General features: G+C 61.0%; 16 protein-coding genes. 14 read left to right on the top strand and 2 right to left on the bottom strand.

From position 1 onward, the window contains the following. The first annotated feature begins 279 nt into the window (after positions 1 to 279). The 11 genes from ruvC to MSG32_RS05340 all read left to right on the top strand — a co-directional run bounded on the left by ruvC (position 280) and on the right by MSG32_RS05340 (position 9,741). Entirely contained in the window at positions 280 to 858 is a 579-nt protein-coding gene (gene ruvC / locus MSG32_RS05390) for a crossover junction endodeoxyribonuclease RuvC (protein ID WP_043333606.1), read from the top strand. A gap of 312 nt (positions 859 to 1,170) precedes the next feature. Next, positions 1,171 to 1,785, top strand: coding sequence for a Holliday junction branch migration protein RuvA (gene ruvA, locus MSG32_RS05385; protein ID WP_043333607.1), 615 nt, complete (start codon positions 1,171 to 1,173; stop codon positions 1,783 to 1,785). Between the two features lie 240 nt (positions 1,786 to 2,025). Further along, entirely contained in the window at positions 2,026 to 3,069 is a 1,044-nt protein-coding gene (ruvB, locus tag MSG32_RS05380) for a Holliday junction branch migration DNA helicase RuvB (protein WP_043333609.1), read from the top strand. Then, the gene (ybgC, locus tag MSG32_RS05375; protein ID WP_176677072.1) at positions 3,066 to 3,500 is read left to right on the top strand and encodes a tol-pal system-associated acyl-CoA thioesterase; all 435 of its coding nucleotides are present in this window, start codon (positions 3,066 to 3,068) and stop codon (positions 3,498 to 3,500) included. The genes ruvB and ybgC overlap by 4 nt, the downstream gene beginning before the upstream one ends. Before the next feature lie 135 nt (positions 3,501 to 3,635). Continuing rightward, the gene (gene tolQ / locus MSG32_RS05370; RefSeq protein WP_107336548.1) at positions 3,636 to 4,313 is read left to right on the top strand and encodes a protein TolQ; all 678 of its coding nucleotides are present in this window, start codon (positions 3,636 to 3,638) and stop codon (positions 4,311 to 4,313) included. Between the two features lie 14 nt (positions 4,314 to 4,327). Next, a complete protein-coding gene (gene tolR / locus MSG32_RS05365) occupies positions 4,328 to 4,774 on the top strand; it encodes a protein TolR (RefSeq protein WP_054556687.1) in 447 nt (148 codons plus the stop codon). 3 nt (positions 4,775 to 4,777) lie between these two features. Then, positions 4,778 to 5,968: a cell envelope integrity protein TolA gene (tolA, locus tag MSG32_RS05360; protein WP_248378325.1), complete on the top strand. Its 1,191-nt coding sequence runs from the start codon at positions 4,778 to 4,780 to the stop codon at positions 5,966 to 5,968. Further along, entirely contained in the window at positions 5,965 to 7,257 is a 1,293-nt protein-coding gene (tolB, locus tag MSG32_RS05355; RefSeq protein WP_248378323.1) for a Tol-Pal system beta propeller repeat protein TolB, read from the top strand. Before tolA ends, tolB begins: the two co-directional genes overlap by 4 nt. Positions 7,258 to 7,327: 70 nt before the next feature. After that, entirely contained in the window at positions 7,328 to 7,837 is a 510-nt protein-coding gene (pal, locus tag MSG32_RS05350; protein ID WP_054556684.1) for a peptidoglycan-associated lipoprotein Pal, read from the top strand. Between the two features lie 138 nt (positions 7,838 to 7,975). Next, positions 7,976 to 8,761, top strand: a complete 786-nt coding sequence (ybgF, locus tag MSG32_RS05345; RefSeq protein ID WP_107334807.1) for a tol-pal system protein YbgF — start codon at positions 7,976 to 7,978, stop codon at positions 8,759 to 8,761. 215 nt (positions 8,762 to 8,976) lie between these two features. After that, positions 8,977 to 9,741, top strand: a complete 765-nt coding sequence (locus MSG32_RS05340) for a YciK family oxidoreductase (protein ID WP_054556682.1) — start codon at positions 8,977 to 8,979, stop codon at positions 9,739 to 9,741. Between the two features lie 226 nt (positions 9,742 to 9,967). On the opposite strand, the gene MSG32_RS05335 is transcribed toward MSG32_RS05340, so the two are convergent. Then, positions 9,968 to 10,648, bottom strand: coding sequence for an HAD-IA family hydrolase (locus tag MSG32_RS05335; protein ID WP_153636861.1), 681 nt, complete (start codon positions 10,646 to 10,648; stop codon positions 9,968 to 9,970). A 2-nt stretch (positions 10,649 to 10,650) separates the two neighbouring features. Continuing rightward, positions 10,651 to 11,367, bottom strand: a complete 717-nt coding sequence (ubiG, locus tag MSG32_RS05330; protein ID WP_054556732.1) for a bifunctional 2-polyprenyl-6-hydroxyphenol methylase/3-demethylubiquinol 3-O-methyltransferase UbiG — start codon at positions 11,365 to 11,367, stop codon at positions 10,651 to 10,653. Between the two features lie 270 nt (positions 11,368 to 11,637). On the opposite strand from ubiG, the gene mtnA reads away from it, so the two are divergent. The 3 genes from mtnA (at position 11,638) to MSG32_RS05315 (ending at position 15,182) form a co-directional block, all read left to right on the top strand. Continuing rightward, on the top strand, positions 11,638 to 12,822 hold the full coding sequence (mtnA, locus tag MSG32_RS05325; protein WP_248378320.1) for an S-methyl-5-thioribose-1-phosphate isomerase: 1,185 nt from the start codon (positions 11,638 to 11,640) through the stop codon (positions 12,820 to 12,822). Between the two features lie 185 nt (positions 12,823 to 13,007). Next, positions 13,008 to 13,892, top strand: a complete 885-nt coding sequence (gene galU / locus MSG32_RS05320) for a UTP--glucose-1-phosphate uridylyltransferase GalU (RefSeq protein ID WP_054556681.1) — start codon at positions 13,008 to 13,010, stop codon at positions 13,890 to 13,892. 3 nt (positions 13,893 to 13,895) lie between these two features. Then, positions 13,896 to 15,182: a nucleotide sugar dehydrogenase gene (locus MSG32_RS05315; RefSeq protein ID WP_248378318.1), complete on the top strand. Its 1,287-nt coding sequence runs from the start codon at positions 13,896 to 13,898 to the stop codon at positions 15,180 to 15,182. Positions 15,183 to 15,253: the final 71 nt, after the last annotated feature.

Raw genomic sequence — 15,253 nt, 5'->3', positions numbered from 1 at the left:
TCAGCGGCGCATGACCGAGAGAGTGACTGGTGGGGCCGTCTGGACTGATTCGATCAGACAAGGGCGGTCCCGCAGTGGCAGGTTTGTCCCTTTGACCTGGTAGGCGAGGGGGCGAGCAAGCCCGACAAGGCGGTGCGAGACTGTTTGCTGGCGTTCACGTCAGGCCATGACAGTGTCGCACCGCCTTTTTTGTGGCATGGTGGCTGGTTATATACACAGTAAGAGCGATGGCGCGATGACGACAGCGAAGACGCAAGGTGTGAGAAGCGAGGCGGCAGCATGATCATTCTTGGCATCGACCCGGGCTCACGTCTGACCGGGTATGGGGTATTGGATGTCTCTGCGGCCCAGCCTCGCTATGTGGACAGTGGCTGCATTCGCATGTCACAGGTCAGCCTGGATCAGCGCCTGGCGCAGATCTATGCCGGTATCAGCGAGGTGATCGCCCTGCATCGCCCCGCGGAATTCGCCATCGAGCAGGTCTTCATGTCCAAGAACGCCGATTCGGCGCTCAAGCTGGGCCAGGCGCGCGGGGCTGCCATCGTGTGTGCGGCCAATCACGGCTTGCCGGTGTTCGAATATGGGCCGCGGCAGATCAAGCAGGCCGTGACCGGTACCGGTGCCGCCGAGAAGTCACAGGTGCAGCATATGGTCACGCATACGCTCAAGCTTTCCGCCACGCCGCAGGCCGATGCCGCCGATGCGCTGGCCATCGCCTTGACGCATTGTTTCGCGCGTCGACGCCTGACGCCCGGCAATGACCAGTTGGAAGCCTTGGGGCTGGGGAATACCAGTCGACGCAAGGGAACCCGCGTACGGCGTAGCAGCAGCTGGCGAGACTTCGAGCCCGACGCCTGACATGCCGCTGAGCGACAAATGCGGTATTGTGCTCAATTAATAGCGATTTTTCAGTCACTTGTAGAGTGTCTGCCGAGCCTGGCAGCAGCCGATTGCGTGATGCGCCAAGCCGCGTGGCATCAGGCTTCGTGCCATCACCCAAGGTATGACTGTCAGAAAGATGCGACAAATTCGTCGTGACACTGGGACATGCCGCCTACGCTTCATCTTTGGTAGGCTTGCCCGCATTGTAACAATCCGTGCAGAGAATCGGGTCTGCGAGCAGCACGATCCCACCGAACACGTTCTCTGCCGAGCAAGGACAGCCGCAACATGATTGGACGCCTGACCGGGACATTGCTGGAAAAACAACCGCCGCAGCTGGTGCTTGACGTACAGGGTGTCGGTTATGAACTGGAAGCTTCGATGAACACCCTGTTGGGCTTGCCGGCCGTGGGCGAACATTGCCAGCTTTACACCCACCTGGTGGTGCGCGAAGACGCGCAGTTGCTGTATGGCTTCGGCAAGGAGCCCGAGCGTCGACTGTTCCGTGAATTGATCAAGATCTCCGGTGTCGGCCCGCGTCTGGCGCTGGCGATTCTGTCGGGAATGGAGCAGTCCGATTTCATTCGCTGTGTTCACGACGAAGACAGCCGAGCGCTGACACGTCTGCCGGGCGTCGGCAAGAAGACGGCGGATCGACTGATCATCGAGATGCGTGATCGCCTCAAGCATTGGACGCTGCCGGCGGATGATGGGCTGGATGAAATGGCGCGTGCCTCCCAGCCGCAACCGCCGGTCACCCATCCTCTGGCGGATGCCGAAGCCGCGCTGGTGTCTCTGGGCTACAAGCCTGTCGAGGCGGCCAAGATGCTCTCCGGGCTCGAGACCGGCGCCTCCACCGAAGCGCTCATCAAGGCGGCGCTGGCGCGCAAGATGGCCAGCTGAGGCCCCGCCAGGGCAGCAAACATGCGCCCTATAGTTTCCGTGAAGGAAACGGCGCATCGTGATTGGATTTATTGACTAGGGGTTGGCAGGTTACTGGGGTAGAAAGTGCGCGCTTGAACGCAGATGCGCTAGATCGTTGCACCGCCCTGGCAAACCTTGCCACCTGCCACTGACGCACGTTCATGGCCCATGACCCGCGTCATGTGCGTGACCTGCGTCATCAGGAGTTGAGCAAGCATCATGATGGAGTCGGACCGACTGATCTCCGCGGCGACGCATGATCCGGAAGAGCGGATCGATCGCGCCAATCGGCCACGCACGCTGAGTGACTACATCGGACAGCCCATCGTCCGCGAGCAGATGGAAATCTTCATCAGTGCCGCACGAGGACGAGGCGATAGTCTGGATCACACCCTGGTCTTCGGCCCGCCCGGACTCGGCAAGACGACGCTGGCGCATATCATCGCCAGCGAGATGAGTGTCGATATCAAGTCGACCTCCGGGCCGGTGCTGGAACGGGCAGGGGACCTGGCAGCGATGCTGACCAACCTGCAGGAAGGCGATGTCCTGTTCATCGACGAGATTCACCGCCTGTCACCGGCCGTCGAGGAAGTGCTCTATCCGGCGATGGAAGATTATCAGCTCGACATCATGATCGGTGAAGGCCCCGCGGCCCGCTCGATCAAGCTTGAGCTGCCACGATTCACCCTGGTGGGCGCGACGACGCGCGCGGGGCTGCTGACGGCGCCGCTGCGCGATCGCTTCGGCATCGTCCAGCGCCTCGAGTTCTACGATATCGAGTCACTCACCGACATCGTGGCACGCAGTGCCAGGCTTTCCGGCATGGAAGTCGAGATGGAAGGGGCGCTTGAGATTGCGCGTCGTTCCCGCGGCACGCCGCGTATTGCCAATCGTCTACTGCGCCGAGTGCGTGACTTCGCCGAAGTGCGCTCGGATGGTCGCTTGACGCTGGAAGTGGCCGACAAGGCGCTCAACATGCTCAATGTCGACAGCCACGGCCTGGATCACATGGACCGTCGACTGCTGTTGGCGATGATCGAGAAGTTCGATGGCGGGCCGGTCGGTGTCGATTCACTGGCGGCGGCCATCGGGGAAGAGCGCGATACCATCGAGGATGTGCTTGAGCCCTATCTGATTCAGCAGGGCTTCATGATGCGCACGGCGCGTGGGCGTCTGGTCACACGCTCGGCCTATCTGCACTTCGGGATCACCCCACGTGAAGAGCAGGCGCGGCTGGGACAGGAAGGAAATGACGCGTCATGACATCTGAAGACGCAGGAAATACGTTGAAGGGTGAAGCTGCATGTTTTCACCACACTGTGCGCGTCTACATCGAGGATACTGATGCCGGTGGCATCGTCTACTACGTGAATTATCTGCGCTTCATGGAGCGCGCGCGCAGTGAATGGTTGCGAGCGAAGGGCTTCACGCAGCAAGCCTTGCTTGAAAAAGGCATTCAGTTGGTAGTACACAGTGTAACAAATCGTTATCTTCGTCCTGCGCATCTGGATGACCTGCTGACCGTGACGGCAACGGCAGGCGCCTTGCGCGGTGCACGTTTGACGTTCACCCAGAAGGCGCTGCGCGGTGAGCAGATCTTGAGTGAAGCGGAAGTCGTGATCGCTTGCGTCGATGCCACGACCTTGCGCCCCAGACGCTGGCCCGGGGAATTGCTTGCGGCTCTTGAGGTCTGAGATCACAAGGCGCAGATGAGGCCGCTGCCAGTCAGGTGCCGAGACGCCAGGCTGATGAACAGATTATTTATCGTGTCACTGATTGACGGTGGCACAGACTGAACCAAGTAAAGAGGGATTTCCGTGGAAGATTCGATGTCGATCATTTCGCTGTTCGTGAACGCCAGTCTGGTCGTTCAGGCAGTCATGTTGCTGTTGCTGGCAGCTTCCATTGCATCCTGGGTGGTGATCTTTCAGCGCGGGATGGCATTGTCCCGTGCCAAGCAGGCTTACGCGGCCTTTGAAAAGCGCTTCTGGTCCGGGGTCGACCTCAATCACCTCTATCGTGAATTGCCGACGGATGAAGAATCCACCCCGGGCGCCTCTGGCGTCTTCCGTGCCGGGTTCCGCGAGTACAGCCGCCTCAAGCCCAAGTCCAGCAATGCCGATGCGGTGATGGATGGTGTGCAACGCAGTATGCGCGTCACGCTGTCACGTGAAGAAGAGCGCCTGAACGTTCATCTGCCGTTTCTGGCCACGGTCAGCTCCGTCAGCCCCTATGTCGGCCTGTTCGGTACCGTGTGGGGCATCATGGGCTCCTTCCAGGCACTGGGTACGGCTCAGCAGGCAACTCTGACCACTGTCGCCCCCTGGATTGCCGAAGCACTGGTCGCGACTGCCATGGGCCTGTTCGCGGCAATCCCGGCCGTCATCTTCTACAACCGTCTGGCCAGCCGCGCTGATCAGCTGCTGGGTCGCTATGAAGACTTCGCCGAAGAACTTCACTCCATTCTGCATCGTAATCTGCACGGTCGTGGCAGCAACGACGCTTGAAGGGAGGCGAGTCAATGAAAGGACCGTATAGCAGAGGCCACAAGCGCAAGCTGTCCTCCGAGATCAATGTGGTGCCCTTCATCGACGTCATGTTGGTGTTGCTGGTCATCTTCATGATCACCGCGCCGATGATGACGCAGGGTGTTCAGGTCGAATTGCCCAAGGTCACCTCCAAGCCGATCGACAATCCCGATGATGTGACACCATTGATCGTCTCGCTGGACGACAGCGGCAATTACTACATCGATCTGGGGTCGGATGAAGACAAGCGCACGCCGGTGGCACTGGATGAACTGGGCAGCAAGGTCGCGTCCATCGTGGCCGAGAAGCCCAAGACGCCCGTGCTGGTGAAGGGTGCCAAGACGGCGCCCTACGGCGATGTCATGGGGTTGATGAGCACGCTGCAGGGTGCCGGTGTCCCCAATGTCGGGCTGATTTCAGAACCACCGACCGAGGGCTGATGGATGAGTCAGCCAGAGATAGAACAGCGGGTCGGGTTGGGGTTGCCTGTGGTGCTGGCCGTTGGTCTGCACCTGGGCATCCTGATTCTGACTCTGGTGAGTTGGCCAGAATCCGAACCGGAGAAGACCGACACCACCATCGTCAACGCGACGCTGGTCAGTACCGAGACCACGACCAATCAGGCCCAGCAGGCGAAGTCCAGCAAGGCGCGTGATGCGGCCGAAGAATCCGATCAGCGCCAGAGCGCCAAGGAAGAGGCGGCCAGAGAGGCAGAGCGTGCAGCGGAACAGCAGCGCAGCGCCGCTGAGGAAAAGGCGGCTGTCCAGAAGGCGCAACAGCAAAAGGCGGCTGAGCAGGCCAAGGCGGCGGAGCAGTTGAAGGCTGAGCAGGCGGCGGCCGAAAAGGCCAAGGCAGAAGCGGCCAGGCGTGCAGAGGAAGCCAAGGCGATTGCCCTTGACCGCAAGAAAGCCGAAGCGGAAAAGCAGGCCAAGGCCGATGCCTTGAAGAAGGCGGAAGCCGAGAAGGCTGCCAAGGCCAAGGCGGAAGCCGAAAAGGCCGCCAAGGAAAAAGCCGCAGAAGAAGCGCGCAAGAAAGCCGAAGCGGAGAAGGCGGCCAAGGCCAAGGCAGACGCTGAAGCCAAGAAAGCGGAAGCCGAAAAGGCAGCCAAGGCCAAGGCAGCTGCGGAGAAGGCCGAGAAGGAAAAGGCGGCAGCCGACAAGGCCGCCAAGGAGAAGGCAGCCAAGGCCAAGGCGGCGGAAGAAGCGCGCAAGAAGGCGGCCGCTGAAGCCGCACGCCAGAAGGCACTTGCCGAGAAAGCGGCGCAGGCCTCTGCCGGCTCGCTGGATAGCCTGATAGACAATGAAAGCGACGCCATCAGCGGCGCCAAACAGGCTGCTCAGGTAGCTAACGGCTTTAAGAGCCTGATTCAGAAGTATGTCGGACAGAATTGGAACCGGCCCTCGGGCTCCGTTCCCGGTATGACGGTCACGCTGAGAGTGTCATTGTTGCCGACAGGCGAATTGGTAACGGCAGCGGTCAGCAAAAGCAGTGGTAACGCCGCCTTTGATCGCTCCGCGATTCAGGCGATCCAGAAAGCAGCGCCGTTTACCGAGATGCAGGACCTGCCGGCTGGTGCCAAGAGCCAGTTCCGAAACTTCAACCTGTACTTCAATCCAGAGGACCTGGGCCGATGAGACGATTGACCGCATGGATGATGGCAGCCGCCTTGCTGGCAGTGACCAGCCTGGCAAGAGCTGACCTGACCATCGAGATCACCAAGGGCAATGACAGCGCCACACCTATCGCTGTCGTGCCGTTCGAGAATCTGACCGGGGGAAGTCTGCCGCAGGACCTCGCGCGCATCATCTCCGATGACCTGGCGCGCAGTGGCCAGTTCGACCCGATCAAGCGCGACAATCTAATCGCGTTGCCGGGCACGACCCAGGATGTCTTCGTCAATGACTGGAAGCGCCTGGGGGCCAGTTACCTCGTGGTGGGTCAGGTAAAGACGGCCAGCAATGGCGGTTATAGCATCCAGTATGAGCTGATGGATGTGCTGGGCAACAAGCGCATGCTTGGCGAAGTCATCACCGGAAGCAATGGTGAGCTGCGCGCGCGTGGCCATTATATGAGCGATGAGATATTTGAGGAAATCACTGGAATTCGCGGTGCTTTCTCGACAAAAATCGCATACATTACCGCCAATGGTGTTGGCGACAATATTCGTTTTGCCCTGTACGTGGCGGATTCAGATGGCCACAATAGTCAGGAGGTTCTGGCCTCCGATGAGCCGATCATGTCACCGGCATGGTCGCCGGATGGCAAGAAGCTGGCCTATGTCAGTTTTGAAGCCGAACGTCCCGCTATCTATGTGCAGGAATTGGGCAGTGGTCGTCGTGCAAAACTGACAGGTTTCCGAGGCATCAATGGTGCCCCGGCCTGGTCGCCGGACGGACGTAAACTGGCAATGGCATTGTCAAAGGATGGCCAGCCGGAAATCTATGTGATGGATATTGCCAGCCGTCAGTTCCAGCGTCTGACCAACAATCCTGCGATCGATACCGAGCCGGATTGGTTGCCGGATGGCAGCGGTATGGTGTTCACCTCTGATCGTGCAGGCTCCCCACAGATCTATCGTCTTGATCTGTCCGGCGGCACGGAACGTGTGACATATACCGGCAATTACAACTCCCGCGGGCGCATCTCACCCGATGGAGAGAACCTGTTCATGATCAACCGCGCAGGCAACGGTTATCAGGTTGCCAAGCAAGATCTGAAGAGCGGTCGGGTTACCTCCCTGACCGATACTCAGTGGGATGAATCACCAAGTGTTGCGCCGAATGGCACTATGGTGATATATGCCACTCAGCAAGGAACCCGCGGGGTCCTGGGCCAGGTGTCGGCAGACGGAAGGGCACAATTCTCCCTGCCGTCAGCACAAGGCGACGTGCGTGAACCTGCGTGGTCGCCGTTCCTGAACTAAACCACTAGAATGCAACTGAGCCACCAAGAAAGGCTTGGCATTCGTACCCATTAGAGCAAGGAGTTTCACAATGCAGTTCACCCCGTATGCAAAAGGTCTGTTGGTTGCCCTGTCCCTGAGCGTCATGGCAGGTTGTTCCAGCAGCGGCGGCGCTCAGGACGGCGACATGGATTCAGCCAACAGCGGTGCGAACACTGCCGGCATGAACACTGGTGCCAACAGCAACGCCAACCAGATGAGCAACGCCACCATGCCTGACGTGCGTACCATCTACTTCGCCTTCAACAAGGACACCATCCGTCCTGAGTTCGAAAGCGTCCTGATGGGTCACGCTCAGTACCTGAAAGCCAACACCAGCGCCAATGTCGTTCTGGAAGGCCACGCTGATGAGCGCGGTACTCGTGAATACAACCTGGGTCTGGGCGAGCGTCGTGCCAAGTCTGTCGCACGCTTCCTGACTGTCCAGGGCGTGTCTCCGTCACAGATCGAGATCGTCTCCTACGGTGAAGAGCGTCCGGCTGTTCAGGGCCACGGCGAGTCTTCCTACGCCAAGAATCGTCGTGTGGTCTTCGACTACTAAGTACGGTTCCTCTCCGCGACTCTCCAATGAGGCGTGGAGACGCTAGAAACTTGTGTTGAGCTGGCCCGGGCAAGAGGCGTGACCTTGAACCCCGGGCTTGCTTGCGCGATACCATGATGATTCGGCGGAGCCGACAGCATGAAACACAGCCTGAAAGGGTTGTTCGGTGCGGGAGCCTTGTTGCTCCCGTTGTCCGTTTTGGCCGCACCGACGGTCGAGGACCTCACTGGGCAATCAAACTCGCTCTATCAGCAGGCCAATACTCGTTTGAGTGGCGGCGGCACCCTGACCCTTCTCAATCAACTCGACGAACAGGCACAGGAAATTGCCCGACTTCGCGGCCGGATCGATGAGCTGGAATACCAGTTCAAGCGTCTGACCGAGATGTCGCAGCAACGCTACCTGGATCTGGAACAGCGGGTTTCTGGCGGCGCTTCTGCCGGGGAGAACGGTCAGGTTGTCGATTCACAGGCAGCAGCGGCAGTCACTGGCGGCGCAAGTGCCGGTGGTGCAGCCAGCACCAATGGCGCCAGCAATGCCGACAGCGGTGCAGCTGCCCAGAAGGATTACGAGAATGCCTTCGCCAAGGTGCAGTCTCGCGACTTCGACGGTGCCATTGTCGCCTTTGAAGCCTTCGTGGTGGACCATGGGGATTCCAACCTCGCCGCCAATGCCCATTACTGGCTGGGAGAGCTGTATTCGGCCAAGAACCAGCTGGATGCTTCTGCCCAGGCCTTCGACACCGTGATCAGCGAATTCTCGCAATCCAGCAAGGTGCCGGATGCGATGTACAAGCTGGGTCTGGTCAAGGCGCGTCAAGGCAAGGCGCAGGAAAGTCGCTCCTTGCTCGAGAAGCTGGTCCAGCAGTATCCGGACAGCAAGGCTGGCACCATGGCCAAGGACTTCCTGTCCTCCGGCGCCTGAGTGCCCGTGGCCATTGTCCACCTGTATTCCCCAAAGCCCGCGCTTGGTATTCTACCAGGTGCGGGCTTTGTGTTATTTGGCGCTCGGCGCCTCATGCCATCGGCAGGCGACCCGGGCGCGCTTCATTCGATTCATGTGGCCGAGCGAGTATTGCCGGTGCGGAGACAGTGACTCTCATCGGCGGTTGACGACAGATCTCAGACAGGGATATCACCATGGCAGAGTGCAAGATCGACTATCAGGCCCCGGACGACATGCTGAAAGGGCGAATCATTCTGGTGACCGGGGCGGGGTCCGGCATTGGGCGTGAAGCGGCAGTCGAATATGCGCGTCATGGGGCGACGGTGATATTGCTGGGCAGAACCATTGCCAAGCTGGAAGAAGTCTACGACGAGATCGAGGCCTTGGGAGCACCGCAACCGGCCATCTATCCGCTCAACTTCGAAGGGGCATCGCTCAAGGATTATCAGCAGATGGCTGATACCCTGCACAGCGAGTTCGGTCGTCTGGATGGCCTGCTGCACAACGCGAGCCTGTTGGGCAAGATCACTCCATTCGAGCAGTATGATCCGGCGCTGTGGGAGCAGGTCATGCAGGTCAATATCAATGGACCCATCTGGATGGTCCAGGCATTGCTGCCGTTGCTCAAGGCCTCGAAAGATGCCTCCGTCGTGCTGACAAGCTCCAGTGTCGGGCGCAAGGGGCGTGCCTTCTGGGGCGCCTACAGTGTCTCCAAGTTCGCTACGGAAGGCTTCTCGCAGATGCTGGCACAGGAACTGGAGAATACCAGCCAGGTGCGCGTCAATACGCTCAATCCCGGTGGGACGCGGACCCCGATGCGCAAGTCGGCGTTTCCGGCCGAAGACCCCGATACCCTGCGTACGCCCGCCGACATCATGCCGACCTATCTGTGGTTGATGGGGCCGGACAGTCGTGGTCATACCGGCGAGATGTTCGACGCTCAGCCGCCGAAAGTCTGAGCCATTGTCGACTGTCATCTCACTGGATGACGAGTGACGCCGCCAGGCGGGTCATTCGCCATACCCTGCAACAAGAACGCCGACGGCATTGGCCGTCGGCGTTCTTGTGTCTAGCGGTTTGTTTCTAGCTGCTTGTGTCTATCTTCTGATATTCATCTGCGCATCATTCGCTCGTGGGGGCTGGTTCGTGCGAGCTTCTTGTGAGCGCTACGTGCGTGTCGCTCGGTCAGCGCAGGTCCGCTGCCCGCAGCGCGGCATTGATGACTTCTTCCGAGGTGTCAAACCACACATCGGCAGGCCAGGCGTCTACATCGTCGCCCTCACGGACATAGCCGTAGCGCACCGCGACCGCCAGCATGCCCGCCGCGCGTGCCGCCTGCATGTCACGGTCGTGATCCCCCAGATACCAGCATTCGGAGGCGTCGACACCGAGGCAGCGTGCCGCCTCCCACAGAGGCTCTGGATGCGGCTTCTTGACCGGCAGGTCATCGGCACACAGCAGGCAGCCGGGCGTGAGCTTGAGCGCGGCGATCAGCGGCTCGGCGAACTGACGGGGCTTGTTGGTCACGATGCCCCACGGCAGGCCTGCGCGCTGACAGATCTCGATCAGGGCGTCATAGCCCGGGAACAGCACACTGTGAGCCGCGACATCGCGGGCATAGAATTCCAGCAGGCGAGTGCGCTCGCTGGCATGCTCGGGGTGATCGAGCTCATGACCCAGGGCCAGGGTCACCAGAGCGCTGCCACCATGCGAGACTTCGGCGCGAATCACGTCGTAGTCCAGCGCCGGCAGGGTGTGATGCTGACGCAGCTCATTGGTGGCGCGCGCCAGGTCTGGCGCGGTGTCCACCAGGGTGCCATCGAGATCGAAGATCAAGGCGGCGGGACGAGGTAGCGCTGCCGGCAGGCTCACGCAAGCTCTTCCTCGGTCGGGCGACGCGTGTGCATCAGATAGTTGACGGTCAGGTCGGAGGAATTCAGGCGATATTTGCGCGTCAGCGGGTTGTAGGTCATGCCGGTGGAGCCTTCCATCTTGAGGCCCGCATCGCGGGTCCAGCGACCCAGCTCGGCCGGACGGATGAACTTGCGATACTCGTGGGTGCCACGCGGCAGCATCTGCAGCACATATTCCGCGCCGAGAATCGCGAAGGCATACGCCTTGGGATTGCGGTTGATGGTCGAGAAGAACACCATGCCGCCGGGCTTGACCAGCCGTGCGCAGGCCGCGATCACCGAGGATGGGTCCGGCACGTGCTCGAGCATTTCCAGACAGGTGACGACGTCGAACTGGCCGGCCATCTCTTCTGCGGCGGCTTCGGCGGTGGTCTGGCGATAGTCCACCTCGACACCGGACTCCAGCTGATGCAGGCGGGCAACGGAAAGCGGCGCCTCACCCATGTCGATGCCCGTCACCTGGGCGCCACGATGCGCCATGGCTTCGGAGAGAATGCCGCCGCCGCAGCCGACGTCGATCACGCGCTTGCCTGCCAGGCCAGCGTGGGTGTCGATATAGTCGACCCGCAACGGATTGATGTCATGCAGCGGCTTGAATTCACTGTCACGGTCCCACCAGCGACTGGCCAATGCCGAGAACTTGGCGATCTCGCTGGCATCGACATTGCCCAGATGGTCCTGGGGCTGGGCATCTTGCTGGGTGTCGTTATCGCTCATCTTTGCATCCTTACCGTTACGGAAGTGCTGTTCGGGAAGTGGCAGGCCTGTACAGGCACCTTACCCTCGGGCACGATTCCACCATTCTAATCCGACTGCCGTCGCGGGTCAGCGTCCAGCGCAAAAAACTCATCATGACGGGCACTTGCGTTACGATGGGGCGGGGCGTCGCGCCACGCGCGATGACCAGTCGTCATTATTGTCATGTAGCAACGGGGAGTGGTCATGAGCCTGGTTCCGATTCGCTGGGTAAGCCAGCAAGAGTGTGCGTCGCAGGAAGAAGACACGGCAGGCACCCCGCCCGATGCCAGCGCTGACGTCACTCATGATGTCACTTCTGATGTCACTCAGCCGGCGGTGAAGCTTGCGCTGCTCGACCAGCGTCTGCTGCCGGGTGAGACCCGCGAGGTGCTGCTCGAGGATGCACGCGGGGTCGCGACTGCCATTACCGACATGGTGGTCCGCGGTGCACCGGCCATCGGGATCGCCGCCGCCTATGGCGTGGCGCTGGAGGCTTTCGTCATCAACCGCGAGGGCGGTGACTGGCAGTCACGCCTGGCCAGCGCCTGTGATGTGCTGGCTGCCTCGCGCCCGACAGCGGTCAACCTGTTCTGGGCGCTGGATCGCATGCGCAAGGTGATTGCCGGACACGCCACCCGGTCGCAGGCCCCGTATGAGGCGTTGCTGAAGGAGGCCGTGCGCATTCACGAGCAGGATCTGGATGACAATCTGCGAATGGCCGAGTTTGGCGCTCAGGTGATTGCGGCCTCTCTCGCGCAGGGCGAGACGCGGTGCGAGGTCATGACTCACTGCAATACCGGCGCGCTGGCCACCGGCGGCCACGGCACGGCGTTGGGCGTGATTCGTACCGCCTACGCCCAGGGCATCCTCAGCCGTGTGCATGTCAATGAAACGCGGCCCTGGTGGCAAGGCTCTCGCCTGACGGCGTGGGAGCTGGTGCAGGAGAAGATTCCCGCGCGTCTGGCCGTGGAAGGCGCAGCCTCGCTGATCATGCAGCAGGGTGCCCGGACACCGGAAGGGGTGCGCTGGTTGATCGTCGGCGCGGACCGCATTGCCGCCAACGGCGACACGGCCAACAAGATCGGTACCTTCTCGCTGGCCGTTCAGGCGCGCGCCCACGGCATCAAGGTCATGGTGGTGGCCCCGCTGGCCACCTTCGATGGCAGCCTGGCCAGTGGCGCGGACATCCCCATCGAGACACGTGACGCCGCCGAGCTGCGCGAGGCAGGCGGACGCCAGATCGCGCCGCAGGACATCGATGTCTTCAATCCGGTCTTTGATGTCACACCGCATGAGTATATTGATGCCATCGTCACCGAACATGGCGTGGTAGAGTCGCCCGATAGCGACAGTGTCGGTGCGCTGCTCGGGCGCGCCATGCGCCGCTGATGGCGTTTCACAGGGTGGTAGCGCTTAGCAAGCCTCGGATAGTGCAGGAATTTCGCACTCCTTGATCAAACTGGCATAATCTCTGCCTATGATGAAGGATGGTCGTTGATTGGCTTCGACGACAGTAACCCGGTGGAGGTCCTTCGACGGGCTTCACCACGACATAGACACAAGGAAGACGCTACATGATACGCAAGGCTGTTCTGCCTGTTGCCGGTCTCGGCACACGTTGCCTCCCGGCCTCCAAGGCCATCCCCAAGGAAATGATCACCATCGTCGACAAGCCGGTGATCCAATATGTGGTGGAAGAAGCGGTCGCAGCCGGTATCAAGGAAATCGTGCTGGTCACCCATTCCAGCAAGAATGCCATCGAGAACCACTTCGACAAGCACTTCGAGCTGGAAACTACCCTGGAAGCCAAGGGCAAGCTCGAGCTGCTCGAACAGCTGCGTAACATCATCCCGGATGACGTCAAGATCATCAGCGTGCGCCAGCCGGAGCCGCTGGGCCTGGGCCACGCCGTGCTGTGTGCCAAGCCGATCGTCGGTGATGAGCCGTTCATCGTCATGCTGCCGGACGTGCTGGTCGATGGCGAAGGTCTCGAGAAGAATGACCTGGCGCGCATGATGGAGGCCTATGAAGCCACCAACGCCGCCCAGATCATGGTCGAGAATGTCCCGCAGGACATGGCCTACAAGTACGGTATCGTCGCGATCGACGGTGACACGCCGGAAGCCGGCAAGTCTGCCCTGATCAATGGCATGGTCGAAAAGCCGGCCCCGGGCACCGAGCCGTCGACCCTGGCGGTCATCGGCCGTTATCTGTTGCCGGGCCGTATCTTCGAGCTTCTGGAGAACACTCCGCCGGGCGCGGGTGGTGAGATCCAGCTGACCGATGCCATCGACACCCTGCGTGACGACAAGGCCGTCGCGGCCTACCGCATGGCCGGTGATACCTACGATTGCGGCCACCAGCTGGGCTATCTTGAAGCGACTCTTTCCTTCGCCAAGCGTCACCCGACCTTCGGTGAAGGCTTCCGCGAGCTGCTGACTCGCTACCAGGAGAAATAAGCCATGCAGGTGCTGGTGCACGGAAGCGAACTGGCGGCGGCAACGGCCAGCGCCGCTCTGGCGAGCGTGGGTCACCGTGTCTGGTGGTGGCCACATGAGGACATGGACTGGGCTGCCCTGGAACGCGTCGACTGGTTGAACAGTGAGCCAGGCCTGCGCGAACGTCTTGATCGCCATCGGGAGCGGGGCGATCTCACTCTCATCGAGGATCTCAAGTCACTGCGGCGCATCGATATCCACTGGATCGCCGTCTCGCCGGACCAGCGCGAAAGCGCGCTGAGCCGTGTCGAGCAGCTGGTGGCGACCCTGGATGAGCCGCTGGTGCTGGTCAACAACTCGACCTTCCCGGTGGGCACGACCGAGCGTTTCGAGGCGTTGCTGCCGCGTGACGACCAGTACGCCGTCGCCTTGCCGGACATGCTGGAGGAGGGCCGTTCACTGGCCACCTTCGAGCGTCCGGCCCGCTGGTTGCTGGGCAGCGAAGCGGAACCTGCCACCCTGCGGGTGCAGGAGCTGCTGCGTGCCTTCAACCGGCGTGAAGATGTCTTCCAGATCATGCCGCGCCGCGCCGCCGAACTGACCAAGCTGGCCATCAACGGCATGCTCGCGACGCGTATCAGCTACATGAACGAAGTGGCGGGTCTGTCCGACTCCCTCGGCGTCGATGTGGAATATGTGCGTCAGGGCATGGGCGCCGACCCGCGTATCGGCTTCGGCTATCTCTATCCGGGTTGTGGGTTCGGTGGCCCGAACTTCTCGCGTGACCTGATGCGTCTGGCCGATGTCCAGCACCAGACAGGGCGGGAATCGATGTTGCTCGAGCATGTGCTCGACATCAACGAGGCCAAGAAGGAGACGCTGTTCCGCAAGCTGTGGCAGCACTTCGATGGTGAATTGCGCGGTCGTACCGTGGCGATCTGGGGCGCGGCCTTCAAGCCGGGTACCGCGCGTATCGACCATGCGCCGGTCTTGACTCTGCTTGAGGCGCTGTGGGCCCAGGGCGTGCGCGTTCGCGTGCATGATCCCGCGGCCTTGTCGGCGCTGGGTGAGGCCTGTGGTGCGCATCCGTTGCTGGAGCTGGTCGATGGCAACATGTATGACGCCCTGGAGGGCGCTGATGCCCTGATGCTGGTCACCGAGTGGAAGTGCTACTGGAACCCGGACTGGCAGCGCCTGAAGCGTGAGCTAGGCGCGGGCCTGGTGCTCGATGGTCGCAACATCTTCGACCCGCGTTACGTGGCAAGCCAGGGATTGGTCTATCGCGGCATCGGCCGCCGTGCCAGCCCCTGACGGGCATCTCGGTGGGTCAGGCTGACGGGCTCTGTAATTGATGTTCTCTCAGACTGACGCTCCTTCAGGCT

Source organism: Cobetia sp. 1CM21F (assembly GCF_023161745.1).
Classification (GTDB): domain Bacteria; phylum Pseudomonadota; class Gammaproteobacteria; order Pseudomonadales; family Halomonadaceae; genus Cobetia; species Cobetia amphilecti.
The sequence above is the reverse complement of the archived record's forward strand: the minus strand, read 5'-3'. Positions and strand labels throughout refer to the sequence as shown.

Coding starts and splice junctions, on each gene's coding strand:
- MSG32_RS05340 (WP_054556682.1), top strand. CDS start 8,977: ATGGCAGAGTGCAAGATCGACTATCAGGCCCCGGACGACATGCTGAAA.
- tolR (WP_054556687.1), top strand. CDS start 4,328: ATGAAAGGACCGTATAGCAGAGGCCACAAGCGCAAGCTGTCCTCCGAG.
- tolQ (WP_107336548.1), top strand. CDS start 3,636: ATGTCGATCATTTCGCTGTTCGTGAACGCCAGTCTGGTCGTTCAGGCA.
- galU (WP_054556681.1), top strand. CDS start 13,008: ATGATACGCAAGGCTGTTCTGCCTGTTGCCGGTCTCGGCACACGTTGC.
- ruvA (WP_043333607.1), top strand. CDS start 1,171: ATGATTGGACGCCTGACCGGGACATTGCTGGAAAAACAACCGCCGCAG.
- ybgC (WP_176677072.1), top strand. CDS start 3,066: ATGACATCTGAAGACGCAGGAAATACGTTGAAGGGTGAAGCTGCATGT.
- ruvB (WP_043333609.1), top strand. CDS start 2,026: ATGATGGAGTCGGACCGACTGATCTCCGCGGCGACGCATGATCCGGAA.
- tolB (WP_248378323.1), top strand. CDS start 5,965: ATGAGACGATTGACCGCATGGATGATGGCAGCCGCCTTGCTGGCAGTG.
- mtnA (WP_248378320.1), top strand. CDS start 11,638: ATGAGCCTGGTTCCGATTCGCTGGGTAAGCCAGCAAGAGTGTGCGTCG.
- pal (WP_054556684.1), top strand. CDS start 7,328: ATGCAGTTCACCCCGTATGCAAAAGGTCTGTTGGTTGCCCTGTCCCTG.
- MSG32_RS05315 (WP_248378318.1), top strand. CDS start 13,896: ATGCAGGTGCTGGTGCACGGAAGCGAACTGGCGGCGGCAACGGCCAGC.
- tolA (WP_248378325.1), top strand. CDS start 4,778: ATGAGTCAGCCAGAGATAGAACAGCGGGTCGGGTTGGGGTTGCCTGTG.
- ruvC (WP_043333606.1), top strand. CDS start 280: ATGATCATTCTTGGCATCGACCCGGGCTCACGTCTGACCGGGTATGGG.
- ybgF (WP_107334807.1), top strand. CDS start 7,976: ATGAAACACAGCCTGAAAGGGTTGTTCGGTGCGGGAGCCTTGTTGCTC.